The following is a 24,615-nucleotide window of genomic DNA, read 5'->3' as shown; positions in this document are numbered from 1 at the left end:
ACCCATTCACGGCCACTGAAAGGGGCAAGGTGTTTGAACCTCTCCTGCGTGCGTAGAAGTCCTGGGTAGAATCGTGATGCTGGTGTTCTTGCTGGCGGAGTGTGCCACCTGATTCAAGATATTCGATAGCCGAACAGGTGGCTTCCGGCATGTCGCCAGGTGCAATCGCTATACCTACCGAGTTATGTATGAGAACCGCGCACGTTCTGCACCAGAATATAAAGATGCGGACGAGAGATGATCAATAACCGGCTATTGCCGTATTCTGCATTCATCGTCCGCGACATTTTTGCTGCATCCTGTGGATTGCTTTGAGCCGATTCGATAGGCACTGCGCAGTCAGGCGTCATCCCAGGGCGCTCGCCGCCACCGTTCAAGCAAGAAATCACTGAAGGCGGTGAGTCTGTGCGGTACAGGTTCTCTTCGCGCCCGGACGAGACTTATCTTCGATGCTACGCCCTCCCAGCCGGCCAGTACGCGTATCAGATGGCCGCTGCGTAATTCTTCGTGAACGTCCCAGGTTTCACGCAGGGAAATGCCCAACCCGGCAAGGCACCATTCATGTAACACGTCGCCATTATCGCTGCTTAGCGTGCCATCGATAACGATCGCCTCTTCAAGGCCATTTTTTTGTATCCGCCAGGTGTTTTGCAATAATCCTGGGTAGGCAAACACCAGGCAGTTATGGTTTTTCAGCGCTTCGGGGCTTTGAGGGCTGCCATGTGCTTTGATATAGGCGGGGGACGCGACCAGGATACGGCGGTTATCGGCCACCCGGCGAGCAAGCAGCCTTGAGTCGGCCAATTCCCCCATGCGTATTGCCAGATCCAAATCACCGCTATACAGGTCCTGAATTTGATCAGACAAGCGTAAATCAAACCCCACTCTGGGATGTAACCGGCTGAAGTCCGTGATCGCCGCCGCGACAAATTTCCGCCCGAAGGGAGCTGGGGCGGTCAGACGTATATTACCGGTCAGTTCCTGACTGCCGCCCCGAGCCAATTCTTTAACTTCATCAAGCACGGATAAGGCTACACGGGCCCTTTCCGCAATGGCGCGACCCTCGTCCGTAATGCGTAAGTTACGCGTATTCCTTTCAAACAGGGTGGTTCCAAGCGCGCCTTCCAGCCTCGCAATCTGTTTGCTGACAGCCTTCGGGGAAATTTGCAGGTCTCGTGCCGTAGCGGAAAAGCTATGGCGGTCGACCACATGCAAAAAGACGGCGAGATCGTCATTGCGCAATGGATTTGGCCTTTTTTGGAGAAAGTGTTTGTCGATTTTAGACACTTTGAAGTGCAAATCAAATCATCCAAGATGGACTTTGATGAGGTTAGCCCGGTCTGTATTGCTCAAGGTGATGGCCGGGGCCACGCGCATTTATTTCAAAGGAATCAAGAAATGACAAAACGCATTTTGTTCGTATTGACCCCTCATGACAGAAAAGGGTCGACAGAAGTAACGGATGCCGATGGGGGGGAATAAAGTATGAGTGAACGTACGCCTTTCGTTATTTACGTGTTTGCGCTGTGTGCCTTCGCTTTGGGGTTCACCGAGTTCGTCACCATCGGTCTGGTGTCCAATATTTCTGAAGATCTTCATACCAGCGTCAGCCAGGTAGGGACGGCGGTGACGGCCTATGCTTTGGGGGCGGTGATTGGCGCGCCGGGTTTGACTGCGCTTGCCACGCGTTGGCCAAGAAAGCGATTGTTACTGGTAGCGATGGCGTTGTTTACCCTGGGCAATGCCATCGTGAGCCTGTCGGATTCGTTGACGCCGATGCTGGTCGCTCGCTTCGCTTCAGGGTTGGGCCACGGCGTGTTTCTCGCCGTGGCCTCCAGCGTAGCGACGCAGTTGGTAGGGCGTGATCGTGCTGGCCTCGCTGTCGCTGTCGTTTTTGGCGGCCTGACGCTGGCTTTGGCCCTTGGGGTGCCTTTGGGGACTTATCTCGGCAGTCTTTTCAATTGGCCGGTGATTTTCATGGCTGTTGCCGTCAGCGGTGCGATGGGTTTTCTGGGCCTGCTGTTGCTCATGCCGACTGACCACAACGATGCCTCGAACCAGGCCAACGCCCTGGACGGCCTTAAGGCGATGTTTAATCCGCGTCTCCTGGCCGGCGCCGGTATTACCGTATTGGCCTACGCCGGTTCGTTCGCTCTTTATACCTATATCTCGCCCATCTTGTTGCACGTCACTAAGGTCCATGAAAGTACCGGCAGTTTATTGATGCTCGGATACGGCGTGATGGCGGCAATCGGGAACGTTTGGGGCGGGCGCCTGACTGACCGCAAAGGTGCGGATTATGCAGTGATGATCATATTGGTTGGGCTGGCCGTGGTATTGCTTGCCATCGGGGCGTCAGCCGTATCGGTCGCGCTCATGGCGATACTTATCGGCTTGCTTGGCGCTTTGACCTACGCAGCGGTGCCTGCGCTTCAGACTCGGGTGATTGGCTTGTCTCATGAACATGCGCCACAGGCACCCGCAGTGGCGGCGGGCCTGAATATCGCCGGGTTTAACGGCGGCATTGCTTTAGGTTCTATTCTGGGAGGGATTGCATTGGAAATCACGGGGTTGGCGAGCACTGCATGGGTAGGGGCGTGCGTGGTAGTGCTGGGAATAGTTTGGATGCTGTTCCAAATGTTGGGGGCAAAAAGCAAAAGAGCCTTTGTGCGGTGACGTCATCAGCAAACGGAAAGGCTTTTTTTGATGCTTAAAGAGGGCGCCTTGCTGGCGCCGATGGGGAAAGATTGAGGGGGCTCCACATGCATACCTTGTTCAGGTCGGAGTTTATTTTCCGCTATGCGCTGGCGCGTTCAGAATATCGCGCACATTAACCAACGCATTACGTACCGCAGCACCCCCGGCATAAAACAACAATTGCAGGATGGCCTCAATAATTTGTTCACGACTGGCCCCGGCATTCAGTGCCGCCTGAGTATGCGCGCGCAGTTGCGGAACGGTATGGCCCAGGGTGACGCAGGACGCGACCACGACCAGCTCCCGCGTCATGGCGTCCAGGCCGGGTCGTGAAAGGATGCCGCCCATTGCCCATTCTATTGAAATATCTGTAAAGTCGGGGCATAGATCGGCCATATCTTGGCGTAATGCTTCCCCGGCACCATCACCATACAACTTGGTAAACAACGCTAAACCCCTTTCGCGCAACTCTGGATTCGTCACCATTTTCATTCTCCTGTCTGAGTGAGGTTTAATTAAAACTCGCTAACAGGAGTTGATAAACAGCGTTATAGTTTAATCTTTAACAAGAAAAACTTGGTAATTGTGAACAAACTGGAAAGCATGTCGGTGTTTGTGCGCGTGGTGGAGCGTGGCAGTTTCAGTGCGGTTGCCGAAGAAATGCGACTGAGCGGCACTATGGTCGGGCTGCACATTAAAGCGTTGGAAAAACATCTCGGCGTTCGCCTGCTGAACCGAACGACGCGCAGGCACAGCCTGACTGACTTCGGAAGTGCTTATTATCAGAGTTGTCGGCGCATTTTAGCCGATATTGAGGATACGGAGTCGGTCGCGTTGGCATTGCACCAGAGCCCACGAGGAAGGTTGAAGGTGGCTTGCCCCGTTTCATTTGGGGTACATGCACTGTCCCCGGTCACTGCACGGTTTCTCACCACCTGGCCTGAGATGACGTTGGATCTGGTGCTGAGTGACAAGACGATGGACATGGCGGAGGAGGGGATCGACGTCATGATTAAAGTGGGCGAACTGGAGCATGTGAATTCGTTGGTCGCCCGCCGGCTGGCTGCGTATCGATCGGTCATCTGTGCCTCTCCCGCCTATCTGGAGCGCGCGGGTACGCCTGTTCACCCTGAAGAGTTGATCGAGCACCGCTGCCTGGGGTTTGCCCACCCACTGGCGGGCAGTGAATGGTCACTGCAGCAAGGCGGTAAACTAATCAAAGTGCCGGTCAATATCGTTATGGCGGTCAATAATGGCGAGGCCCTGCGCAACGCAGCGTTAAATGGGCTGGGAATTTTAATGCAACCGGAGGTGTTGCTGGCCGAGGATTTGCGCCAGGGCAGGCTGATACCTCTGCTGCCGGAGTATCAACCCTTGGCGAGACAGGTGCATATTCTTACGTTTGCTGACCGCCAGCAGTTGCCGAAAATCCGTCTATATGTCGATTTTCTGCTGCAGCATTTTAAGGAGACACTCGTTCTTCACAAGGGGTAGCGCTTATCGCTGAAGAGTAATGTCCAATAATACTGAGCATGATTTTAACTATCAAATAAAGCGAGGTTTTTAAATTACAATTGATATATATTAAAATGAAATAATATAAACTTTATGGTTTTAATTTAAAAACATTAAAATAGCCATTCGTACACTCCGTTTTTCATTTGTTAATGAAAATGAAGAGCGATTTGACATTTAATTGTCAGGTGCTGAGTGAGTTCTTGCAGTTACGATAGAGATAGTTAATGTCGTTACATGACTTGCAGTGTTTTTTTAATGTGTGCATTACAAATAAATAGCGTGCTCTTAATCTACCTATCGATGGCCAAATTGGCGTAACTCGGATATCCGTCAGCTATGGCGGCATAAAATATTACCCCACACTTTTCCATTCCCTCCTTTATCTAACTGTTTTACCAGAGGTCATGCAATTAATAGACACGTCCTAATTTTAAATTATTATTATTATTTTACGTTATTTAATGAGCTTGGTAATTAATAATTTAAGTGTGGATTTGTTGATAAATAAAATAACTCTGATACGCTTCAGTGAAGCACGAGCTATAAACTCATGCCACTGCATAAATAAATGTACTTTTATTAAATAATGAAAAATACAGGTGAATGCTATGAGGCAAGTACAGAAAATTACAGTAAATAATAAAGGTGGGTATGTGTTTAATTTCTCAGTTCAATGGCTGGGAAGTGACGGGAAATGGCATACCACTAGTTGGAACAGCGGCGATTATCCGGTGGCGCAGTCCAGAACGACTCCGCCGCTTAATGAAATTGGTGTCCCAAGTGATGCCTTGGCCGTAACGCCACATGGACATGCTGTGCTCGGTAGCTCCGGTCAGGGAAATCCGTTTGTTTCCTTCGCTCCAAACGGCCAGATTGCGACGTATGATGCCGTTGGTACCACTATAATTGGGTTTGCTATCGTGTTGATTGAGTAATTTAGATAAAAATCTATACTAAAGGGAATTATCAGATTAGAAATGCTGATAAGTCCCTGGATATAGAATCGATTATTTTTCCGCTATGTTTTACAGAACACTTATACCTATGAATTCCGCAAGTCCGGCATTCCTGAGTGAATCGTCGTTATCTGCACAGAATGAGCAGGTTAATTTTAATCAGAAAAGTGTTGGAGAGTAAACGATGGCTTATTATATAGACAAAAAATATCAGGTTATAGGAATGGGCAACAAGCCCTATGAAGTGAGGATTCAGATCCTTCAAAATACCTGGGATAAATGCGATTTAGATGTGCAAACTGGCGTGAATAACATTTTAGCATCGGAGCCTATTCCGCTGCTGAGTAGTTCCGGTAAAGGAAACGGTATTAAACAGGAGACAAAAGGGCTTGAATTTCATACCCAGACTCAAAAGCGACTACAGTTCCCGGGCGGGAATATTAGGACGGATACAACCTTCATCTTTGATAGCTATGGCAAGGGATGGGGGCACTAAAAAAGGTTCTTTCACATTAAGCGGCCAATGAGGGGACAACTCGTCGAACGCCTCCAGCTTTGCAAGGTTATTCAGTCAACATCCCTGATGACTAACAATCACATAATAATTTATTGAATTTTATTATGAAATTATGTGGTGAGCATTGTGTTAAATCAGGCCTGAGATCAGATTGTCGGCTAATAATCAGTATGTCGGAAGATCTCTAAAAGTGAATGGTGCGACTTACACGTGGGTAAAAACCGATTTAGCCGTGGAATTACAGGCAAGTTTGGCCGTGAAGGGTATGCGTTTGAGGTGTTCATTGCCGAGTTGGGAAGCGCGTTCCCTGTGGCGGATTTGGGCATTGTTGGAGAGGGACAGCATGAAAGTGATATTGCTTCCTGGCTGAAAGCATTTAAAGAACGACAAAGGCTATATTTTCAACGTCGCCAGCGCGGCGTCAAAAGCGCATCGTTATTTGATGGATAAGAACCCAGTTTGAGACAGATCAAGTGACATCAAAAGCAAAAAGCCCGCTTAAGTTTCCTTAAGCGGGCTTCTCTAATATGGCTCCTCTGACTGGACTCGAACCAGTGACATACGGATTAACAGTCCGCCGTTCTACCGACTGAACTACAGAGGAATCGTGTGAACGGGGCGAATAATAGCGGGGTGCCGTGGGTTTGTCAAAGCACTAAAGTGAGGAAAAAGCGCGTTTGCTGTCAGAATGAGCATGTTGCGTCGTTTTTCAGCACTCATCCCGTTCATTTGCGGGGTTTGTCATCAGAAAATTCCTGCCATTGTCCTTGCACCGGCGATTGCACGTTTATGGTGCGAGTGTGTGAAAGGGTATTCCCGACTGGCCTGAATGCCAAAAAAATTCCTCTGCGCGGTTAGCGCATAGGTCCCGCTCAGCCCCCTGATGCCAGCGATCGCCCCCATTTTCCCACTGATATGTAGGATGAATAATCAGAAAATATGTATTGGCCGTCACAATGGCTGGATTTTTGCTTACCTAAATGCGGGTAATGCGACTGCGCTCTCGCGCAAATTATTTTCCCCGTCTACACATAAAGTGATTGCTCCGCGCCTTTGGGCGTTCTGCTAAAACAGTGCTGAGGAAAACAACAATGTCATCGAAATTCATTAAAAGTCCGCTCGCTGCTCTGCTTATCGGTTGTTTAGGTTCTGCTTTTTATGCTCAGGCCGATATCGTTATCGGCGTTGCCGGGCCCTTCTCCGGGCCGAATGCGACCTATGGCGATCAGTACTGGCGCGGTGCTTCGCAGGCGGCGGCGGATATCAACGCTGCCGGTGGGATCAAAGGGGAAAAAATCAAACTGGTGCAGGGCGACGACGCCTGCGAACCGAAACAGGCGGTGGCGGTTGCCAACCGTCTGGTCGATCAGGACAAGGTTTCGGCGGTAGTCGGCCACTTCTGCTCATCCTCCACCATGCCTGCCTCTGAGGTGTATGACGAGGCTGGCATCATCGCCATCACCCCGGGTTCCACCAACCCGCAAATTACCGAGCGCGGCATGGCCAACATGTTCCGCATGTGCGGCCGTGATGATCAGCAGGGGGTTATCGCCACCAACTACATGCTGAACACCCTGAAAGCCAAACGCATTGCGGTGATCCACGACAAAGACACCTACGGCCAGGGGCTGGCGGATGCCGCCAGGGCGGAGATGAACAAGCGTGGCGTGAAAGAGGTGCTGTATGAAGGGCTGTCACGTGGTGAAAAAGACTTTAACGCGCTGGTGACCAAAATCGCTTCGGTCAAACCGGACGTGGTCTACTTCGGCGGCTGCCATCCGGAAGCCGGGCCGCTGGTGCGCCAGATGCGCGAGCAGGGCGTGACCGCCAAGTTCTTCTCCGGTGACTGCGTGGTGACCGAAGAGTTGGTGACCGCTGCCGGCGGGCCGCAGTACACCAACGGTGTGCTGATGACCTTCGGCAACGATCCGCGCCAAATCCCGGAAGGCAAGGCGGTCATCGCCAAGTTCCGCGCCAGCGGTTTTGAGCCGGAAGGTTACACCCTCTATTCCTACGCTTCCATCCAGGCGATTGCCGCCGCCTTCAACGCGACCGGCGGCAAAGACAGCGCCAAGGCCAGCGAATGGCTGAAATCGCACGACGTGGATACCGTGATGGGCAAAAAGGCCTGGGATAAGAAGGGCGACCTGAAAGTATCGGACTACGTGGTCTATCAGTGGGACGACAAAGGGAAATATCACCAACTCTAATATCTCCTGCGTCTTTCAAGCGGCAGCGTTGTTGGCTGCAACTTGAAATCCATTGGAGAAATACTGGTTACGGATCCGCGCATTGGGCGGATCCGTTCCGATACTTTCTTGGGCCGCGTCGGACTTCGTTTGCGGCCCCTCCAGGCGAGACTGCAAATTATGGATGTTTTCTTCCTGCAACAGCTGATTAACGGCCTGACGCTCGGTGCGGTTTATGGCCTGATCGCCATTGGCTACACCATGGTTTACGGCATTATCGGCATGATCAACTTCGCCCACGGCGAGGTGTATATGATCTCCGCCTATCTGTGCGCCATCGGGCTGGCGCTGCTGTCATTCTTCGGTTTGCACTCGTTCCCGCTGCTGATCCTCGGCACGCTGGTGTTTACTATCGTGATCACCGGCGTGTACGGTTGGGTGATCGAGCGCATCGCCTACAAACCGCTGCGCAATTCCACCCGCCTGGCGCCATTGATCTCCGCCATCGGCATGTCACTGATCCTGCAAAACTACGCGCAAATCAGCCAGGGGCCACGGCAACAAGGGATCCCGACGCTGCTGGATGGCGTGTTCCGCATCGGTTTTGACGGCGGGGTAATCCAGATTACCTACACCAAAGTGTTTATTCTGGTCGCGTCCCTGCTGGGTATGGCCATTCTTACCTACGTGATCCAGCACACCCGGCTGGGGCGCATCTGCCGCGCTACTCAGCAAGACCGCAAGATGGCGTCGATTCTCGGCATCAACACCGATCGGGTGATATCCCTGGTGTTCGTGATTGGCGCCGCGATGGCCGGGCTGGCGGGGGTGTTGATCACCATGAACTACGGCACCTTCGATTTCTACGTCGGCTTTATCATCGGCATCAAAGCCTTTACCGCTGCGGTGCTGGGCGGCATCGGCTCGTTGCCCGGCGCAATGTTGGGCGGCCTGCTGTTGGGCGTGGCGGAGGCGCAGTTCGCCGGTATGGTGAACTCGGATTACAAAGACGTTTTCTCCTTCGGGCTGCTGGTGGTGATCCTGATTTTCCGCCCTCAGGGCCTGCTCGGACGGCCAATGGTCGCTAAGGTTTGAGGGGTAAACTATGTCGCAAACAGTGGTTCACCAAGGGCTGAACGTGAAACGCAGCCTGCTGGACGCCGTGCTGGCCGGATTGATCGCCCTGATCGTGTTCGGGCCGATCGTCGGCATCGTACTGAACGGCTACAGTTTTAACTTTGAGCCGCGCCGGCTGGTGTGGATTATTGCCGCGGTGATGGCCGGGCGGCTGCTACTGAGCCTGTTCCTGCAAACGGCACCGGGGCGCAAGGTACTGGCGCGGTTCGACGGCGGCAATGACGGGGTGTATGTCCGGCCGATAGGGGCCAAGACCAGCCTGCGCTGGATAATCCCGCTGATGGCGGTGATTGCGTTGTTGTTCCCGTTCGTCGCCACCAAATATCTGTTGACGGTGGCGATACTGGGGCTGATTTACGTGCTGCTTGGGCTGGGGCTGAACATCGTGGTTGGGCTGGCCGGGCTGCTGGATTTGGGCTACGTGGCGTTTTACGCCATCGGCGCCTACGGGCTGGCGCTGGGCTACCAGTATCTCGGGCTGGGGTTCTGGGCGATGCTGCCGCTGGGGGCGCTGATGGCGGCGCTGGCAGGGGCGTTGCTGGGGTTCCCGGTGTTGCGCATGCACGGCGACTATCTGGCGATCGTCACGCTGGGGTTCGGTGAAATCATCCGGCTGGTGCTGAATAACTGGATGTCGCTGACCGGCGGGCCGAACGGCATTTCGGTTCCGGCCCCGACTCTCTTCGGCCTGGAGTTTGGTCGGCGGGCTAAGGACGGCGGCGTGCCGATCCACGAATTCCTCGGTATTGCCTACAACCCCAACCTGAAGTTTATTTTTATCTATGCGGTGCTGTTCCTGGTGGTGCTGCTGGTGCTGTACATCAAACACCGGCTGACGCGTATGCCGATTGGCCGCGCCTGGGAGGCGTTGCGCGAGGATGAAATCGCCTGCCGTTCGCTTGGCCTGAACCACGTGCTGGTGAAGCTGTCGGCCTTTATGATGGGCGCTTCTACCGCCGGGCTCGCCGGGGTGTTTTTCGCCACCTACCAGGGATTTGTCAATCCCACGTCGTTCACCTTCTTTGAGTCGGCGTTGATCCTGGCGATCGTGGTACTGGGCGGCATGGGGTCGACCATCGGCGTGGTGCTGGCGGCGTTTGTGCTCACGGTGGCGCCGGAGCTGCTGCGCAGCTTTGCCGAATACCGGGTGCTGCTGTTCGGTGTGCTGATGGTGGCGATGATGATCTGGCGGCCGCGCGGGCTGGTCCGTATCAGCCGCACCAGCTTTGCGCCGCGCAAGGGGGTGGCGCCATGAGCGACGCTATCCTGCGGGTTGAGCATCTGATGATGCATTTTGGCGGCATCAAGGCGCTGAACGACGTGAATCTGTCGGTTGAACGCGGTTCCATCACCGCATTGATTGGCCCTAACGGTGCCGGGAAAACCACGGTGTTCAACTGCCTGACCGGCTTCTACCGCGCCACCGGTGGCGCGATCCTGCTCAACACCCATAAGCGGCCGACCGACGTTATCCAGGTGTTGGGGCAGAAATTCCGCGCCGGCGACTGGGTTAACCCAAAGCGGCTCGGTTCGCGCGTCTACTATAAAATGTTCGGCGGCACCCATCTGGTCAATCGTGCCGGGCTGGCGCGCACCTTCCAGAATATCCGGCTGTTCCGCGAAATGTCGGTGGTGGAGAATCTGCTGGTGGCCCAGCACATGCTGAGCAACCGCAATTTGATCGCCGGCGTGCTCAATACACCCGGTTATCGCCGGGCGGAAAACGACGCGCTGAACCGCGCTTTCTACTGGCTGGAGGTGGTGGAGCTGACGGATTGCGCCAACCGGCTGGCGGGGGAGATGTCCTACGGCCAGCAGCGGCGGCTGGAGATCGCCCGCGCCATGTGCACCACGCCGGAGATGATTTGTCTCGACGAACCGGCCGCCGGCCTGAACCCGGTGGAGACGGCGACGCTGAGCCGCATTATCCGTTTTCTGCGCCAGCATCACGGCATTACGGTGCTGTTGATCGAACACGATATGGGCATGGTGATGGAGATCTCCGATCGGGTGATCGTGCTCGATCACGGCGACGTGATCGCCGAAGGCACGCCGAAAGAAATTCAGCATAACGACACGGTGATCGCCGCTTACCTTGGCGCAGACGAAGAGGAGCTGGCGGGATGAGCAATGCGATGTTGGAGTTTCGCGACGTAGACGTGTTTTATGGCCCGATCCAGGCGTTGCAGCAGGTGTCGCTGCAGGTGAACGAAGGGGAAACGGTCGCGCTGATCGGCGCTAACGGCGCGGGGAAATCCACGCTGTTGATGTCAATCTTCGGTCAGCCGCGTATCAGCGGCGGGCAGATTCTGTTTCGCGGCGAGGATATCAGCCGGCGTTCCACCCACTACGTTGCCAGCAGCGGCATCGCCCAGGCCCCCGAGGGACGGCGTATTTTCCCGGATATGAGCGTGGAGGAAAATCTGCTGATGGGCACCATTACCCTGGGTAACCGCTATGTGGATGAAGATTTGCAGCGCATGTTCGATCTGTTCCCGCGTCTGAAGGAGCGGCGCAACCAGCGGGCGATGACCATGTCCGGCGGCGAGCAGCAAATGTTGGCCATCGCCCGTGCGCTGATGAGCCGGCCGAAGCTGCTGTTGCTGGATGAGCCGAGCCTGGGCCTGGCGCCGATTATCGTCAAACAGATCTTCAGTATTCTGCGCGAGCTGACCCGTGGCGGCATGACGCTGTTTCTGGTGGAACAAAATGCCAACCATGCGCTGAAACTGTCCGATCGCGGCTATGTGATGGTCAACGGCCAAATTCGTCTGACCGGCAGCGGTGCGGAGTTGTTGAGCAATCAGGAGGTGAGGAAAGCCTATCTGGGCGGGATTTGAACCGTCACGCCGGGGGCCAGGAGGCTCCCGGCCATCGATTCAGAACTGGCGTTGGATCCAGCGTACGTTCAGCCGCACCAGCGCGATGATGCCGCTGGACAACAAACGCAGGCCGGCGGGCAAATCGCGGCGGCGAATATCCAGCAGCAGCACGGTGCGCACTTCCTCGCTGTCGTTCCACACTTCGTGTTCGAAGGTATCGTCCCACAGCATAAATTCCCCCTCGTTCAACCGGTATTCGCGCCCATCGACTTTCAGCACCGCAGCGGGAACGCCGTCGGCCCGTTTGGGCATCGACAGCACCAGATAACCGCGCAAAATACCGCGAAACGGGCCACGGTGCGCCGGTACCTGTTTGCCGGGCGCCAGGAAAGACAGTGAAGCGGAAAGCACATCCGGCGAGGTGGCGATCAATTCGGCAAGCGTCGGGCAGCGTTCAAGATTGCGGGTTATCGGCTGGCCATAGGCCTGCATGATAAACATCCGCCAGTCGCGCGCGTCGTTGGCGGAGATTGACGCCTGCTCGCTCATGATCTCGTGAAAACGCGGGATATTGCGCAGATCCTGGGCAACGCTCAGTGCCTCGTCACGTATCTGCGGCCAGGCTGCGGTAAAACGTTGTGCGTCAGGGAACAGGCGATCGCTGTCGAGCACCGGCGCGCCGGAGATGCGGCGATCGTAAATACCGCGTAACCGCAGCACTGCCCAATCATAGATAAATGACATGGTGTCCTCGTTAAATAAGGTGCGACTGCCGGGCGATCAAATACTGTGAGAAAAAAGGTATGAGTTCAACAGATTAGCACAGCATTTCGCCATGCGGGAGTGGTAGCGGCCTGTGCTGAGACAGGCAGGGTGAAGTGGGGGAGCGGTCCGGCAGATTTACCGACAATGGGTGTTCCTGTTCGGCAGCAAACCAGGTGCCGGCCTGAGCATGTTGTCGAAAAATACAGCACAATAAAAATGTGACGCATATCGCATTTTAACCGGCGGTTGGTTAAAATATCGCTACTGCTCGCCTCTGTCCGGACCCCGTTAAATATGGAACACACCCACGTCTCGCGCTCGACCGCCTGGTTGCGCGTGGTTGTCCTCGCCATTTCGGCCTTTATCTTCAATACCACCGAGTTTATTCCGGTCGGGTTATTGAGCGATATCGCCCAAAGCTTCTCGATGCAAACCGAGCAGGTTGGCCTGATCATCACGATTTACGCCTGGATCGTCGCTGCCGCCTCACTGGTGTGCATGCTGCTGACCAGCAAGATTGAACGCCGTAAACTGCTGATCGGGGTGTTTGTTCTGTTTATCGCCAGCCATGTGTTGACCGCCGTGGCGTGGAACTTCACCACGCTGGTGATTTCCCGCGCCGGGGTCGCGCTGGCTCACTCGGTATTCTGGTCGATCACCGCCTCGCTGGCGATTCGCGTGGCGCCGGCGGGCAAGAAAGCGCACGCGTTAAGCATGCTGGCGGGCGGCACCGCACTGGCGATGGTGCTTGGCTTGCCGTTGGGGCGCATCGTCGGCCAACTGCTGGGGTGGCGCATGACCTTTATCGGCATCGCGGTCTGCGCCACTTTCGCGCTGGCGCTGCTGTGGCGTCTGCTACCGGTACTGAAAAGCGAGCATTCCGGTTCACTGGCCAGCGTGCCGGTCCTGTTTAAGCGCCCCGCGCTGGTTCGCCTGTATATGCTGACCATTATCGTGGTGACGGCGCATTTTACCGCCTATAGCTATATCGAACCCTTTATCCAGACCGTGGCCGGGCTGTCGGAAAACTTCACCACCTTGATGCTGTTGCTGTTCGGGGCCGCCGGCATTTTCGGCAGCCTGTTGTTCAGCCGTTTCAGCGAACGTTTCCCGTCGGGCTTTTTCATCGGTGCCATCGCATTGTTGATGGTGAGCCTGTTGCTGCTGCTGCCAGCCTCCGGTGACGAAACCCACCTGACGCTGTTGTTTGCGGTATGGGGCGTGGCGATCATGGCGATTGGCCTGTCGATGCAGGCCAAGGTGTTGAACCTGGCGCCAGATGCCACCGACGTCGCGATGTCTATCTACTCCGGGTTGTACAATTTCGGTATCGGCGCGGGTGCGCTGTTGGGCAATCAGGTTAGCCTGCACCTGGGCATGGGCAATATCGGCTTTGTCGGCGCACCGTTGGCGCTGATTGCTCTGGGCTGGTGCTTGTTCAGCTTCTATCGCAGCGAGCGTTTATCGCAGCACCGGGCCTGACGGCTGGCGTTTACCTTTCTTGTGCCGCGCCGTCATGCGCATGTAAACGGCCCAATAGCATAAACACCAGCAATGCGGTGCCAGCCGCGCCGGCTGCCAGCAGATAAAGCAGGGTGCGGAACGCCTGATCATAGATCTGCAGCGTTAGCCGGCGTTGGCCGGGCAGCAATGCGGCGGCGTGGTCGAGATCGCCCAGCGCCGCGCGGTTGGCCGCCTCGGTGATGGAGTGCGTACCGACAGCGCCGGACAGTGCGTCAAGCAGGCCGCCCTGAATCAGCAAGGCGAGCACCGCGCCGGCAATCGCGATGGCGATGCCATCGGCTGAGACACGTACCGCGTTGAAAATACCGGTAGCCATACCCGCCCGCTCTTTTTCCACCACGCTGACCGCCATCGCATCCATCAATCCCCAGGGCAGGCCGATACCGGTACCGATCAACAGCATCGGTACTATCAGGCCGTTACCGCTATTTTCCGTTAACCCATGACCGAGCCAGGCCAATCCTGCGGCGGTCAACAGCAACCCGACGCCGGAGAGCAGGCCAGAGGTAAAGCGCCGCGCCAACAGTGCCGCGATAAAGGGCACTATCAGCAACGGTGCCGCCAGGGCAATCATGGTTTTGCCGGCCTCGAATGCGCTCTGCCCGTCAATGCCGATAAAGCGCCCCGGCAGCATGACGATCAGCACCACAAAAAAGAATGCCGGTGAGGCGGCCAGTACCTGAACCCCAATAAAGCGGGGGCTGCGGAACAAGGTCAAATCGAGCATGGGCCGCGCCACCCGCCGTTCAATCAGCACGAAGCCAATAAACACCGCCAGGGATAACAATAATGAACCGGCTACCGACAGGCTGCGCCAGCCGTTTTCCGGCGCGAGCAGGATCGCGTAGGTGAATAATGTCAGTGCAGCGGTGAAACTGATCGCGCCGGGCCAATCCAACCCCGCCGCATGAGGATTGCGCGACTCGATGGCCGCGAACAGCACCAGTGCAAACCCCACAACGGCAATCAACGCGGTGGCGATAAACACCCATTGCCAGCCTGCCGTAACCACCAGCCAGCCGGATGCCAGCGGCCCGAAAGCCAGGCCAATGCCGAACGTGGTGCCCAGCAGGCTGAATACCCGGGTACGCACCGGCCCGTGGAAGGTCTGCGCCAGCGACGACATGGCTCCGGCGAACGCGGCCGCGCCGGCCAGACCTTGCGCCAGCCGCAGGATATCTATCCCCACTACCGAGGGGGTGTAAGGGATCATCAGGGTCAGGAGGGTGAACGCACCCAGCCCGATCAGCCAGACGCGCTTGCGTCCATAAATGTCGGTCAGGCTGCCGGCGGCCATCATCGCGCTGCCATAGGTGAGGATATAACCGTTAACCACCCAGCTCAGCTGTACGGCGGTGCCGCCCAGCGAGTGGCTGATGGAAGGCAGCACCACCGCCGGGCCGGTGAAGCTCAAAGGAATAAGAATGCCGGTCAGGCAGGCGGCCAGCAATTGCAGCCATACCCGAATCTCAATGCGGTCTGCGGTGGAGGTTATCTGCGTCATAGTTTTCATCTTGCACATAATGGAAAGGCCCATAAACGGGGCTGCGCAGCGTTATCACTGCATAGCCATCAACATAATCCCTCCCGTACTGAAGAAAAATAGGCTAAATTTCCATAGATATCGGACAAAAACGTCCAAAATAACAGAGGGCATCATGGACAGTCTCAGCGGTATTCTGGCGTTTGTTCAGGTCGCGGAAACGCGCAGTTTCTCTGATGCCGGTCGGCAATTGGGCGTATCGTCCTCTGCCGTGGGTAAAAGCGTGGCACGCATGGAGGAACGGTTGGAAGTGCGCTTGTTTCACCGCAGCACCCGCAGCGTGACGTTGACAGCCGAAGGCGCGTTGTTTCTTGAACGCTGCCGCCGCATTTTGGCGGAGATAGCCGCCGCCGAGCTTGAACTGGCGGATACCCGGGCCGCGCCGCGCGGCAAACTGCGCATCAGTCTGCCGCTGGTCAGCGGGCTGATGATGCCGGTGTTGACGGCTTTTATGCATCAGTATCCGGATATCGAGCTGGACGTGGATTTTTCCGACCGTCTGGTCGACATCGTTGAAGAAGGGTTTGACGCGGTGGTGCGCACCGGCGAACCGGTCGATTCACGGCTGGTATCCCGCCGGTTGGGCGTTTTCGAACTGGTGTTGGTGGCGTCGCCGGACTATTTAAAACGGCGCGGCGTGCCGGAGAAACCCGCGGATTTGCTCGGTCACGCCTGCCTGCAGCATAAATTTCCCACCACAGGGCGGTTTGAGCCCTGGCCGTTGCGGCCATTGCCGGGCGAAATCTTGCCGGAGTTGCCTGCCACGATGATCTGCAATACCACCGAGGCGCTGGTGCAGGTAGCACAGGCTGGGCTGGGCATCGCTTGCCTGCCGGATTTTATGGTGCAGGAGGCATTACGGCGCGGCGAGTTGAGAAGGGTACTGGAGAGCTGCACCGAGCATCAGGGGACGTTCCGGGTCATCTGGCCGTCCAGTAAATATCTGGCGCCTAAACTGCGTGTTTTTATCGATTTTCTTGGCGAACGGCTGCTCTCCTCTGTCATTCCTTTTTGATTGTATTTGACTGGAATGGCACTGAGTTTCTAACTCTCCTGGTAGGACATGGCCCAGCTATCCTTGTCTTTTTGAGAACCAATATGTGGGTGATGTATCTATAATATCCTTGTACAGTACAGATATTTTTCGATAGGTATATTATCAGTAGTTAACTGAGACAGTAATACGCTACAAGTTTATCTTGGTTTTACTTTAAAATAACGCCCCTAAAGAGGGGCGATGACTTAATTATTTCCTGTCTTCAAAAGTTTGGAATTGAAGTTTCCAACAGTCGTTAATTTTCATCCAACTTTCAATGAAGTTTATTTTTCGAATATCACCATTTCTTTCCATTATTTCGGCTGACCCAGTTATAGATGCTAACCCATCAAAGGTAATGGTATGAACATCAATTTCCTTTCGTTTGATACCATCCATCGATCTTGGATCTTTTGACTTTAAAAGAGACAGTTTTCTGAGTTGGTGCTTTTTATAAACTAACATTTCGCCGTTAGTCGAAAAAAACCATTCAGCTTCAAGATAGTCGAGCATATCAATATTTAGAGAAAAAAATGCGTTGTACCACTCTTTTCTCATTAACTCTAAATTCGATGCAATCTTGGTCAAATTATCCTCTTCAAATCAATTTGCTCTTGTATAACCTCACTTCCCTGATCCTGATGTTTCCCCTAGGTGTTATGCAAAATAGTTATAATTAAAAATTTTATTTTCTCGATGGAACTTAAAACTATCACTTGTAACTCATTGTTTCAATATTGTTGATTTGTTGTTACTTAATTCAATTTGTTATTTTTATATTTCAGTGTTTTTCGTTGGATAATTCTTTATTTTGGCTTTTTTATGGTAATAAAAAACGAATCATAGCTAATTATTTTATTATTAATTGACGAGAGTGATGGTTATTGGCGTAACATAATAATTTTTTAAATTTATTTTTATAATGATTCTTGTTTTATTATTCAGTAGGTAAAGAGATTGGAAATCGTTTATGACTACATTCTGTAACCTCGTTAAATTGAGAAAACTACACACTTGCTACAAATTCAGTTGAATAATTTCTTCGAAAAGTTTTATTGCAGTGAATGGTGCCGAGCAACAAAAAGCCCGCTTAAGTTGCCTTAAGCGGGGATTGCGGCAGAGATCGCCGGCGGTCGAAAATGATGAAGCGGGAAATGCGGCGCAGCTTAGCCGAACACGTTCGTCAGGTGCTGTTTCAGCCGTTCTATGTCATTGCTGATATCCGGTGATTTAATCACGTCGAAACACGAGAAGGCGGGAACGATATCGGCGCCGCAGAATTTATAATTGGCGGTATTGCTGACGAAGATGTCATCGACGGACTTGCCGGCGAAGAGCTGCTGGTTGTTATCGTCAAATGCCTGTTGCGGTGCGTTCCAGGTTAACGACAGCATGTATTTTTTGCCCTGCATTTTTCCGCCGCTGCCGTATTGCCGGTCCGGGTCCTGGCGGGTTCTGCCGTCATCAACCAGCATGCTTTGTTGCATCAACCCGGCGGTAAAGACCTCGTCGACATATTTTTTGTAGATCCAGGGCGTGCCGAACCAGTAGACCGGCGATTGCAGAATAATGATGTCGGCCCAGAGGTGCTTTCTCACCTCTTCAGCAATATCGTAACCTCGCGCGATGGCGGTCTGCTGCACTTTATGGCCGCGCGTTTCCATCTCGTCGCGGATCACGCCGAGCAGGGTCGTATTTAAGCCGCCTGACGAGATGCCTTCGTATAACTGGTGTGTATTGATTATCAGAACGTTTTTCATAATGGAACCTGTGTGATGGGGAAGGGCCAAGACGATGTCTCAATGGCGAACAGTATCGCCGTAGCAAGGTGCGGATCGCTTGTCGGATTCGATTCAATTTTTGCCTGATTCAACGGATTGGCATTGATATCTGCAATAAGAGGGTGACGAGGTGATAGACTTTTTGCTGACCCTTTTTAGTTGCGAGAGCGAACCCAATGCTGACCGACACCAGAGCGAACAACGTGACGCTGGCCAGTCTGGTGGCAGATATTGCCGCTGCTGATGGCGATTACCCTACCGCCATACCTGCACTGATGATTTACCGCAGAAATGCCGTCACGGCGCCGATGCCCTGTATCTACGGGCTGGGGTTGGGGCTAACCGTACAGGGGGGAAAGCGAGTCACGCTTGGCAATGAGATCTTCGACTATGGGCCTGGACAGTCGCTGATAACCTCGGTTGATCTGCCGGTGGTGTCTTATGTTACCCAGGCCAGCGTCGCCGAGCCCTACCTGGGGGTGCGCCTGGCGCTGGATGCCCGGCTTATCTCACAACTGGCGGCCGATCTGGATTTCGCCGCTGGGGCGAAAGTGTCCGGCGGCAGGGCCGTATCGGTGGTTGAACTGGACGATGGCCTTCTGGAAGCGGTAAGTCGCTTGGTTAGCCTGTTGGGTGAGCCGACGTTGATGGCATCGATTTACCCGCTGATCTTGCAGGAAATCACGATCCGGTTACTGAGCGGGCAACATGGTCCGACATTACGGAACTTGGTCGCGCAGGGATCGCCAAGCCAGCAAATCGCTCGGGTGTTGTCGTGGCTCAAACTCAACTTTACGCAGGATTTGTCGATGGAAGCCTTGGCCGCCAAAGCCTGCATGAGCCCATCGACATTCAGGCAGCACTTCCGCGCGCTGACCGGCATGAGCCCTCTGCAATATTTGAAGAGCCTGCGTTTGCAGGAGGCACGGCAGGTGATGATGAATGAAGGATTGGATGCCGGCAGCGCGGCGGTGCGGGTAGGCTATGAGAGCGCCTCGCAGTTCAGCCGTGAATATACCCGTCTGTTTGGCGCGCCTCCTCTACGCGATATCAAGCGAATACGCGAGGCCGGCTGAGCGTAATATAAATGCAAAAAGCCCGCCTGAGGGATCCCAGGCGGGCCGTTTTAACGATCTTTAAACGAAGTTTAAGCGATATCGAAGCGATCGAGGTTCATGACCTTGTTCCAGGCGGCGACAAAGTCCCGAACAAAACTCTCCTGGGCATCCGCACTGTCGATGCAGGCCAAGGTGTTGAACTTGGCGCCAGATGCCACCGATGTCGCGATATCTATCTACTCCGGGTTGTACAATTTCGGCATAGGTGCGGATGCGCTGCTGGGCAATCATGTCAGCCTGCACCTAGGCATGGGCAACATCGGCTTTGTCGGCGCACCGCTGGCGCTGATTGCTCTGGGCTGGCGCCTGTTTAACTTCTATTGCAGCGATATTGCAGCACCGGGCCTGACGGCTGGCGAATGATGGGGGGAGGTGCTCCCCCATAATCTCTTCGGGTTAGCCAAAAACGTCTTCCAAAATAATTCCGTTATCTCCCCCCTTTGCGCTATCAGGACAATTTCCAGCATAGGTTGTTGCAATCCGGCCTGAAACCGTTGCTGATGTGTAAAATTAACCACGCAACAGGTAGTGACCCTTTATGGGGTCTGTGATCTGTGTTTATATATTAATGACCCATTTTTGGGTTTTTGTTTTAGTATCTATTTTAATGTATACTGACCCAATTATGGTGTATTAATGTCCAATTAAAGAACTAGCAACCCCAAAAGGTATCATTACTATGATGGGTCAATCATCATCTTTGGCCATGGCTGAGGAACTCGGAAGACGGTTGAAGCAAGCAAGACTAAATGCCAACCTGACACAAGAGGCTGTAGCACAGATTGCGGGTGTAAATCGTAAAGCTATTGTTAATGCCGAAAAAGGTCGAGGATTGCTTGTTTCCTTTGTTTCTATTATGTCAGCGCTAAATTTAACCGGACATTTGGATTTATTCCTTCCCGAACAAGTTATCTCCCCATTGCAATTGGTTAAATTACAGGGCGAAAAACGTCAACGCGCTTCGGGGCAACGGACTGATAAAAAAGGAGAAACCACGGAATGGTAATGGAAGCTATCGCTATAAATTATGACAAGTATCGGGTGGGTGCAGTCAGTTTCGATACTGAAAAGGGAGTGGGTGCTTTTGAGTATGACCCTGCCTTTATTAAAAGCGGCATTGAACTATCACCAATAAAAATGCCATTAAATTCACGTATTTATTCTTTCCCTGAATTGGAACAACATACTTTCAAAGGGCTGCCAGGTATGGTCGCCGATTCTTTACCCGATGATTTTGGCAATGCGGTGCTTAACGCTTGGGTGGCTCGCCAGGGGAAGTCTCCCGATCAAATTACGCCTTTACAACGTTTACAGTATACCGGGACACGTGGCATGGGGGCTCTTGAGTACCACCCGGCAACGCAGATGCGTCATTTAAATGCTTTTCAACATGTTCAAATCAGCAGTTTGGTGGACATCGCACAAGAGATTTTGGATGAGCGTTCACATTTCTCTGTGTCATTAAATGCGAACGGTGAAGACGAACGCGAAGCAATGATGTCTCTATTGTCTGTTGGAATGAGTGCAGGTGGGGCTAGACCTAAAGCGGTATTAGCGTTTAATCGGGATTTCACTGAGGTACGTTCTGGTCAAAGTACGATTCCTGAAGGGTTCACCCATTATCTGATGAAGTTTGACGGTGTCAGTGAACACAATAAAAACAAGGAAACATTTGGTGATCCTCTTGGTTATGGTGCAATGGAGTACGTCTATTACTTGTTAGCAAAAAAGTGTGGTATCAAAATGATGTCGAGTCATTTACTGAACGAAGGGAATCGGCGCCACTTTATCACGCAACGGTTCGATCGTATTGGAACACAAAAAATTCATACCCAAACGCTAAATGGGCTTGCACATGTGAGCTACAAACAACCGGGCAGTTATTCCTACGAAGAATTGTTCGGTATTGCCCGACAGTTAAAATTGCCATTTGAGGATGCTGAACAATTGTTACGACGTATGATTTTTAACGTTGTGGCTAGAAATCATGATGATCACTCGAAGAACTTTGCTTTTATAATGAATCAACACCATCAGTGGCAATTGGCACCTGCCTATGATCTTGCTTACAGCTATAAACCAGGAAGTCGTTGGGTGAATAGCCATTGGATGACGATAAACGGAAAAAGAGATCATTTTATTCGTGATGATTTTTATGCTTTTGAGCAGGTAAGCCGTAGGTTTAATAAGGTGAGTATTGACGCTATTATTGATGAGACTCTTGAGCATGTTGCCACGTGGTCCGTAGTGGCAAATGATTATGACGTTCCCAAAATGCTGGCTAAAGAGATTGGAAACCATCTACGACTCATGCTGTAGTGTCGTTAGATTGAGTAAAACTACATGCTTGCTAATAAAGTCAGTTGAATAATCGCTACTGAAATCATTTCTTTGAAAAGTTCTATTGCAATGAATGGTGTTGATCAACAAAACGGCCCGCCTGAGTGATCCCAGGCGGGCCGTTTTAACGATCTTTAAACGATGCTTAAGCGATATCGAAGCGATCGAGGTTCATGACCTTGTTCCAGGCGGCGACAAAGTCCCGAACAAAGCTCTCCTGGGCATCCGCACTGCCATAAACTTCCGCCAACGCCCGCAGTTGCGCATGTGAACCGAAGATCAGATCGGCGCGGGTTGCCGTCCATTTCAGCGCACCGGTCTGGCGATCCTGGCCTTCAAACACGCCGTCCTCATCCGCCTTTTTCCAGGTTGTGCCCATATCCAGCAGGTTAACGAAGAAATCGTTGGTGAGCGTTTCAGGCCGCTGAGTCAACACGCCGTGCCGGCTTTGGCCGACGTTGGCGTTCAACACCCGCAACCCGCCCAACAGCACCGACATTTCCGGCGCGCTCAGGGTAAGCAACTGCGCCTTGTCCACCAGTAATGCCTCGGGGGAAATGCGGTAGCGGGTATCCAGGTAGTTGCGGAAACCGTCGCCCACCGGCTCCATGGCCGCGAACGATTCGACATCGGTTTGCTCTTGCGAAGCGTCCATGCGCCCCGGCGTGAAAGGAACGGTAACCGGGTGGCCGGCATTGCTCGCTGCCTGCTCAACGCCCGCACAGCCTGCCAACACGATCAGATCCGCCAGCGAGACCTTTTTGCCGTCGGTTTGCGCATCGTTGAAGGTGCGCTGAATGCCTTCCAGCGTGGCCAGCGTTTGCGCCAGTTGAGCGGGCTGATTCACTGCCCAGTCTTTCTGCGGCGCCAGGCGGATGCGGGCACCGTTGGCGCCGCCGCGTTTGTCGGAACCGCGGAAGGTGGAGGCCGAGGCCCAGGCGGTGGAGACCAGCTGTGAAATCGGCAGGCCGGCGGCCAGGATTTTGCCTTTGAGATCGGCGATATCCTGTTGGTCAATCAGCTTATGATTCACTGCCGGGATCGGATCTTGCCAAATCAGCTCTTCAGCCGGGACTTCCGGGCCGAGATAACGTGCGCGTGGGCCCATATCGCGGTGGGTCAGTTTGAACCAGGCGCGGGCGAAAGCGTCGGCGAACTCATCCGGGTTCTGGAAGAAACGGCGCGAAATTTGTTCGTACGCCGGATCGAAGCGCAGCGACAGGTCGGTGGTCAGCATGGTAGGGCGATGTTTCTTCGCCGGATCGAACGCGTCAGGAATGGTCTCACCGACGTCCTTGGCTACCCACTGGTGCGCACCGGCCGGGCTCTGCGACAGCTCCCACTCGTATTCGAACAGGTGTCGGAAGAAGTCATGGTTCCATTGGGTCGGGGTGGTGGTCCAGGTGACCTCAAGGCCACTGGTGATTGCATCTTTACCTTTGCCGGTACCGAAGGTGCTTTGCCAGCCGAGGCCCTGCTGTTCCAAACCTGCACTTTCCGGATCGGCGCCGACGTGCGAAGCGGGGCCTGCGCCGTGGGTTTTGCCGAAGGTATGGCCGCCGGCGATCAGCGCGACGGTTTCTTCGTCATTCATCGCCATTCTGGCGAAGGTCTCGCGGATGTCGCGTGCTGCGGCGATCGGATCGGGGTTGCCGTCCGGGCCTTCCGGATTCACGTAGATCAAACCCATTTGCACCGCCGCTAAAGGGTTCTCGAGATTGCGGTCGCCTGAATACCGGCTGTTCTCGCCGCCGCTCGGTTCCAGCCAAATCTTTTCCGCGCCCCAGTACACGTCGTCCGGCTCCCAAACGTCGGCGCGGCCGCCCGCATAACCAAAGGTTTTGAAGCCCATCGATTCCAGCGCCACATTGCCGGTCAGGATCAACAGGTCGGCCCAGGAAATTTTACGGCCGTACTTCTGTTTGATAGGCCACAGCAACCGGCGCGCCTTGTCGAGGCTCACGTTGTCGGGCCAGCTGTTGAGCGGGGCAAAACGCTGCTGGCCGGAGCCTGCGCCGCCGCGGCCGTCGCCGATGCGGTAGGTGCCGGCGCTGTGCCAGGCCATGCGGATGAACAGGCCGCCGTAGTGACCGAAGTCCGCCGGCCACCATTCCTGAGAGTCGGTCATCAGGGCATGCAAATCTTGTTTGACCGCCGCCAGATCCAGGCTGTTGAACGCGTCGGCGTAGTTGAAATCTTTGTCCATCGGGTCGGACAGGGAGGAGTGTTGGTGCAGGTGTTCCAGACTAAGTTGGTTTGGCCACCAGTCCTGGTTCGAATTACCACGCTGGGGAAGGGTCTTGTTGCTGCCACCCGAAAATGGGCATTTGCTTTCAGTTGTCATGATGCGCTCTCTGCTTGTGTCGGATGTTGCGCTAATGGGGGGAACCCCTGAGTCAATCTGATCGTTATTGGGTTTCGTCACCTGAGCCAACGGCGGGTAGAACGAAACTCAGTAGTAAGCTTAGACAGTGGTTGGCGAGAGATAAAATAGGAATGGTTGAATTCTGCAATAGTTTCGGACGATTGATTTTTTCTGTATTGATAGGCATGGCCAGAAAGGCGTATGGCGGCCAAAAAGCGTAAAAACGCTCAGGCTCCCGGTACCGATTTTTCTAAACCCGTTTCCCTTCCTTTGAAAATTTACGACCAAAGGTAACAAAAAGTGATCG

The 24,615-nt window shown here is 53.8% G+C and carries 22 protein-coding genes, 1 tRNA gene and 2 pseudogenes; 17 read left to right on the top strand and 8 right to left on the bottom strand.

The features are described 5' to 3' along the window. Positions 1 to 339: 339 nt before the first annotated feature. Positions 340 to 1,242 carry a LysR family transcriptional regulator gene (locus tag SERAS12_RS16595; RefSeq protein WP_013813738.1) on the bottom strand — a complete coding sequence of 301 codons (903 nt, stop codon included), beginning with the start codon at positions 1,240 to 1,242 and terminating at the stop codon, positions 340 to 342. Between SERAS12_RS16595 and SERAS12_RS26280 the strand changes: the two genes are divergently transcribed. Together SERAS12_RS26280 and SERAS12_RS16590 are read left to right on the top strand one after the other, a co-directional pair. Beyond that, a complete protein-coding gene (locus SERAS12_RS26280) occupies positions 1,210 to 1,482 on the top strand; it encodes a hypothetical protein (protein ID WP_143760036.1) in 273 nt (90 codons plus the stop codon). The two genes, SERAS12_RS16595 and SERAS12_RS26280, sit on opposite strands and share 33 nt — an antisense overlap. Before the next feature lie 3 nt (positions 1,483 to 1,485). Beyond that, entirely contained in the window at positions 1,486 to 2,676 is a 1,191-nt protein-coding gene (locus tag SERAS12_RS16590; RefSeq protein WP_013813737.1) for an MFS transporter, read from the top strand. 111 nt (positions 2,677 to 2,787) lie between these two features. Here the strand turns inward: SERAS12_RS16590 and SERAS12_RS16585 are convergent, their stop codons facing one another. Then, complete coding sequence (locus SERAS12_RS16585; RefSeq protein ID WP_004946930.1) at positions 2,788 to 3,183, bottom strand: carboxymuconolactone decarboxylase family protein; 396 nt, start codon at positions 3,181 to 3,183, stop codon at positions 2,788 to 2,790. Between the two features lie 99 nt (positions 3,184 to 3,282). Here SERAS12_RS16585 and SERAS12_RS16580 point away from each other — a divergent pair, with 99 nt between their 5' ends. From SERAS12_RS16580 to SERAS12_RS25750, 4 genes and pseudogenes are all read left to right on the top strand, one after another. Then, entirely contained in the window at positions 3,283 to 4,191 is a 909-nt protein-coding gene (locus tag SERAS12_RS16580) for a LysR family transcriptional regulator (RefSeq protein WP_013813736.1), read from the top strand. Between the two features lie 632 nt (positions 4,192 to 4,823). Continuing rightward, positions 4,824 to 5,150 (top strand): hypothetical protein, encoded by a 327-nt coding sequence (locus tag SERAS12_RS16575; protein WP_013813735.1) that lies wholly within the window; start codon positions 4,824 to 4,826, stop codon positions 5,148 to 5,150. Between the two features lie 205 nt (positions 5,151 to 5,355). Further along, positions 5,356 to 5,667 (top strand): hypothetical protein, encoded by a 312-nt coding sequence (locus SERAS12_RS16570; protein WP_013813734.1) that lies wholly within the window; start codon positions 5,356 to 5,358, stop codon positions 5,665 to 5,667. Positions 5,668 to 5,925: 258 nt separating this feature from the next. Beyond that, positions 5,926 to 6,151, top strand: a pseudogene (locus tag SERAS12_RS25750) (zincin-like metallopeptidase domain-containing protein); the annotation flags it as partial. A 65-nt stretch (positions 6,152 to 6,216) separates the two neighbouring features. Here SERAS12_RS25750 and SERAS12_RS16565 read toward each other — a convergent pair. Next, positions 6,217 to 6,292 (bottom strand) — tRNA-Asn (locus SERAS12_RS16565). A gap of 487 nt (positions 6,293 to 6,779) precedes the next feature. Here SERAS12_RS16565 and SERAS12_RS16560 point away from each other — a divergent pair. The 5 genes from SERAS12_RS16560 to SERAS12_RS16540 all read left to right on the top strand — a co-directional run bounded on the left by SERAS12_RS16560 (position 6,780) and on the right by SERAS12_RS16540 (position 11,854). Beyond that, complete coding sequence (locus tag SERAS12_RS16560) at positions 6,780 to 7,898, top strand: branched-chain amino acid ABC transporter substrate-binding protein (RefSeq protein WP_004946915.1); 1,119 nt, start codon at positions 6,780 to 6,782, stop codon at positions 7,896 to 7,898. Between the two features lie 159 nt (positions 7,899 to 8,057). Further along, positions 8,058 to 8,972, top strand: a complete 915-nt coding sequence (locus tag SERAS12_RS16555) for a branched-chain amino acid ABC transporter permease (protein ID WP_004946913.1) — start codon at positions 8,058 to 8,060, stop codon at positions 8,970 to 8,972. Positions 8,973 to 8,982: 10 nt separating this feature from the next. After that, positions 8,983 to 10,269: a high-affinity branched-chain amino acid ABC transporter permease LivM gene (livM, locus tag SERAS12_RS16550; protein WP_004946910.1), complete on the top strand. Its 1,287-nt coding sequence runs from the start codon at positions 8,983 to 8,985 to the stop codon at positions 10,267 to 10,269. Continuing rightward, the gene (locus SERAS12_RS16545; protein WP_006319836.1) at positions 10,266 to 11,141 is read left to right on the top strand and encodes an ABC transporter ATP-binding protein; all 876 of its coding nucleotides are present in this window, start codon (positions 10,266 to 10,268) and stop codon (positions 11,139 to 11,141) included. The genes livM and SERAS12_RS16545 overlap by 4 nt, the downstream gene beginning before the upstream one ends. Continuing rightward, complete coding sequence (locus SERAS12_RS16540) at positions 11,138 to 11,854, top strand: ABC transporter ATP-binding protein (protein WP_013813733.1); 717 nt, start codon at positions 11,138 to 11,140, stop codon at positions 11,852 to 11,854. Before SERAS12_RS16545 ends, SERAS12_RS16540 begins: the two co-directional genes overlap by 4 nt. Positions 11,855 to 11,893: 39 nt before the next feature. On the opposite strand, the gene SERAS12_RS16535 is transcribed toward SERAS12_RS16540, so the two are convergent. Beyond that, positions 11,894 to 12,580 carry an aspartyl/asparaginyl beta-hydroxylase domain-containing protein gene (locus tag SERAS12_RS16535; RefSeq protein ID WP_013813732.1) on the bottom strand — a complete coding sequence of 229 codons (687 nt, stop codon included), beginning with the start codon at positions 12,578 to 12,580 and terminating at the stop codon, positions 11,894 to 11,896. A 315-nt stretch (positions 12,581 to 12,895) separates the two neighbouring features. Between SERAS12_RS16535 and SERAS12_RS16530 the strand changes: the two genes are divergently transcribed. Then, positions 12,896 to 14,083: a sugar transporter gene (locus SERAS12_RS16530; protein ID WP_013813731.1), complete on the top strand. Its 1,188-nt coding sequence runs from the start codon at positions 12,896 to 12,898 to the stop codon at positions 14,081 to 14,083. A 10-nt stretch (positions 14,084 to 14,093) separates the two neighbouring features. Here the strand turns inward: SERAS12_RS16530 and SERAS12_RS16525 are convergent, their stop codons facing one another. Beyond that, on the bottom strand, positions 14,094 to 15,629 hold the full coding sequence (locus SERAS12_RS16525; protein WP_041416220.1) for an MFS transporter: 1,536 nt from the start codon (positions 15,627 to 15,629) through the stop codon (positions 14,094 to 14,096). Positions 15,630 to 15,783: 154 nt separating this feature from the next. On the opposite strand from SERAS12_RS16525, the gene SERAS12_RS16520 reads away from it, so the two are divergent. After that, entirely contained in the window at positions 15,784 to 16,683 is a 900-nt protein-coding gene (locus tag SERAS12_RS16520) for a LysR family transcriptional regulator (RefSeq protein ID WP_013813729.1), read from the top strand. 231 nt (positions 16,684 to 16,914) lie between these two features. On the opposite strand, the gene SERAS12_RS16515 is transcribed toward SERAS12_RS16520, so the two are convergent. Both SERAS12_RS16515 and SERAS12_RS16510 read right to left on the bottom strand, forming a co-directional pair. Then, entirely contained in the window at positions 16,915 to 17,292 is a 378-nt protein-coding gene (locus SERAS12_RS16515; RefSeq protein ID WP_041416217.1) for a hypothetical protein, read from the bottom strand. A 578-nt stretch (positions 17,293 to 17,870) separates the two neighbouring features. Next, positions 17,871 to 18,464: an NAD(P)H-dependent oxidoreductase gene (locus SERAS12_RS16510; protein ID WP_013813728.1), complete on the bottom strand. Its 594-nt coding sequence runs from the start codon at positions 18,462 to 18,464 to the stop codon at positions 17,871 to 17,873. 197 nt (positions 18,465 to 18,661) lie between these two features. Here SERAS12_RS16510 and SERAS12_RS16505 point away from each other — a divergent pair, with 197 nt between their 5' ends. The 4 genes and pseudogenes from SERAS12_RS16505 to SERAS12_RS16490 all read left to right on the top strand — a co-directional run bounded on the left by SERAS12_RS16505 (position 18,662) and on the right by SERAS12_RS16490 (position 21,922). Next, the gene (locus tag SERAS12_RS16505) at positions 18,662 to 19,561 is read left to right on the top strand and encodes an AraC family transcriptional regulator (protein ID WP_013813727.1); all 900 of its coding nucleotides are present in this window, start codon (positions 18,662 to 18,664) and stop codon (positions 19,559 to 19,561) included. A gap of 147 nt (positions 19,562 to 19,708) precedes the next feature. Then, positions 19,709 to 19,966 (top strand): annotated as a pseudogene (locus tag SERAS12_RS16500) (hypothetical protein); the annotation flags it as partial. Positions 19,967 to 20,282: 316 nt separating this feature from the next. Beyond that, positions 20,283 to 20,609 (top strand): helix-turn-helix transcriptional regulator, encoded by a 327-nt coding sequence (locus SERAS12_RS16495; RefSeq protein WP_013813726.1) that lies wholly within the window; start codon positions 20,283 to 20,285, stop codon positions 20,607 to 20,609. After that, the gene (locus SERAS12_RS16490) at positions 20,609 to 21,922 is read left to right on the top strand and encodes a type II toxin-antitoxin system HipA family toxin (protein ID WP_239440943.1); all 1,314 of its coding nucleotides are present in this window, start codon (positions 20,609 to 20,611) and stop codon (positions 21,920 to 21,922) included. Before SERAS12_RS16495 ends, SERAS12_RS16490 begins: the two co-directional genes overlap by 1 nt. Before the next feature lie 166 nt (positions 21,923 to 22,088). Here SERAS12_RS16490 and katG read toward each other — a convergent pair whose 3' ends face one another. Further along, complete coding sequence (gene katG, locus SERAS12_RS16485; RefSeq protein WP_013813724.1) at positions 22,089 to 24,287, bottom strand: catalase/peroxidase HPI; 2,199 nt, start codon at positions 24,285 to 24,287, stop codon at positions 22,089 to 22,091. Positions 24,288 to 24,615: the final 328 nt, after the last annotated feature.

The organism is Serratia sp. AS12, assembly GCF_000214195.1.
GTDB lineage: Bacteria > Pseudomonadota > Gammaproteobacteria > Enterobacterales > Enterobacteriaceae > Serratia > Serratia plymuthica.
This window is presented reverse-complemented; position numbering and strand designations above follow the sequence as displayed.

Coding starts and splice junctions, on each gene's coding strand:
- SERAS12_RS16495 (WP_013813726.1), top strand. CDS start 20,283: ATGATGGGTCAATCATCATCTTTGGCCATGGCTGAGGAACTCGGAAGA.
- SERAS12_RS16555 (WP_004946913.1), top strand. CDS start 8,058: ATGGATGTTTTCTTCCTGCAACAGCTGATTAACGGCCTGACGCTCGGT.
- livM (WP_004946910.1), top strand. CDS start 8,983: ATGTCGCAAACAGTGGTTCACCAAGGGCTGAACGTGAAACGCAGCCTG.
- SERAS12_RS16540 (WP_013813733.1), top strand. CDS start 11,138: ATGAGCAATGCGATGTTGGAGTTTCGCGACGTAGACGTGTTTTATGGC.
- SERAS12_RS16520 (WP_013813729.1), top strand. CDS start 15,784: ATGGACAGTCTCAGCGGTATTCTGGCGTTTGTTCAGGTCGCGGAAACG.
- SERAS12_RS16525 (WP_041416220.1), bottom strand. CDS start 15,629: ATGACGCAGATAACCTCCACCGCAGACCGCATTGAGATTCGGGTATGG.
- SERAS12_RS16590 (WP_013813737.1), top strand. CDS start 1,486: ATGAGTGAACGTACGCCTTTCGTTATTTACGTGTTTGCGCTGTGTGCC.
- SERAS12_RS16490 (WP_239440943.1), top strand. CDS start 20,609: ATGGAAGCTATCGCTATAAATTATGACAAGTATCGGGTGGGTGCAGTC.
- SERAS12_RS16585 (WP_004946930.1), bottom strand. CDS start 3,183: ATGGTGACGAATCCAGAGTTGCGCGAAAGGGGTTTAGCGTTGTTTACC.
- SERAS12_RS16530 (WP_013813731.1), top strand. CDS start 12,896: ATGGAACACACCCACGTCTCGCGCTCGACCGCCTGGTTGCGCGTGGTT.
- SERAS12_RS16570 (WP_013813734.1), top strand. CDS start 5,356: ATGGCTTATTATATAGACAAAAAATATCAGGTTATAGGAATGGGCAAC.
- SERAS12_RS16560 (WP_004946915.1), top strand. CDS start 6,780: ATGTCATCGAAATTCATTAAAAGTCCGCTCGCTGCTCTGCTTATCGGT.
- SERAS12_RS16545 (WP_006319836.1), top strand. CDS start 10,266: ATGAGCGACGCTATCCTGCGGGTTGAGCATCTGATGATGCATTTTGGC.
- SERAS12_RS16510 (WP_013813728.1), bottom strand. CDS start 18,464: ATGAAAAACGTTCTGATAATCAATACACACCAGTTATACGAAGGCATC.
- SERAS12_RS26280 (WP_143760036.1), top strand. CDS start 1,210: ATGCAAAAAGACGGCGAGATCGTCATTGCGCAATGGATTTGGCCTTTT.
- SERAS12_RS16535 (WP_013813732.1), bottom strand. CDS start 12,580: ATGTCATTTATCTATGATTGGGCAGTGCTGCGGTTACGCGGTATTTAC.
- SERAS12_RS16575 (WP_013813735.1), top strand. CDS start 4,824: ATGAGGCAAGTACAGAAAATTACAGTAAATAATAAAGGTGGGTATGTG.
- SERAS12_RS16505 (WP_013813727.1), top strand. CDS start 18,662: ATGCTGACCGACACCAGAGCGAACAACGTGACGCTGGCCAGTCTGGTG.
- katG (WP_013813724.1), bottom strand. CDS start 24,287: ATGACAACTGAAAGCAAATGCCCATTTTCGGGTGGCAGCAACAAGACC.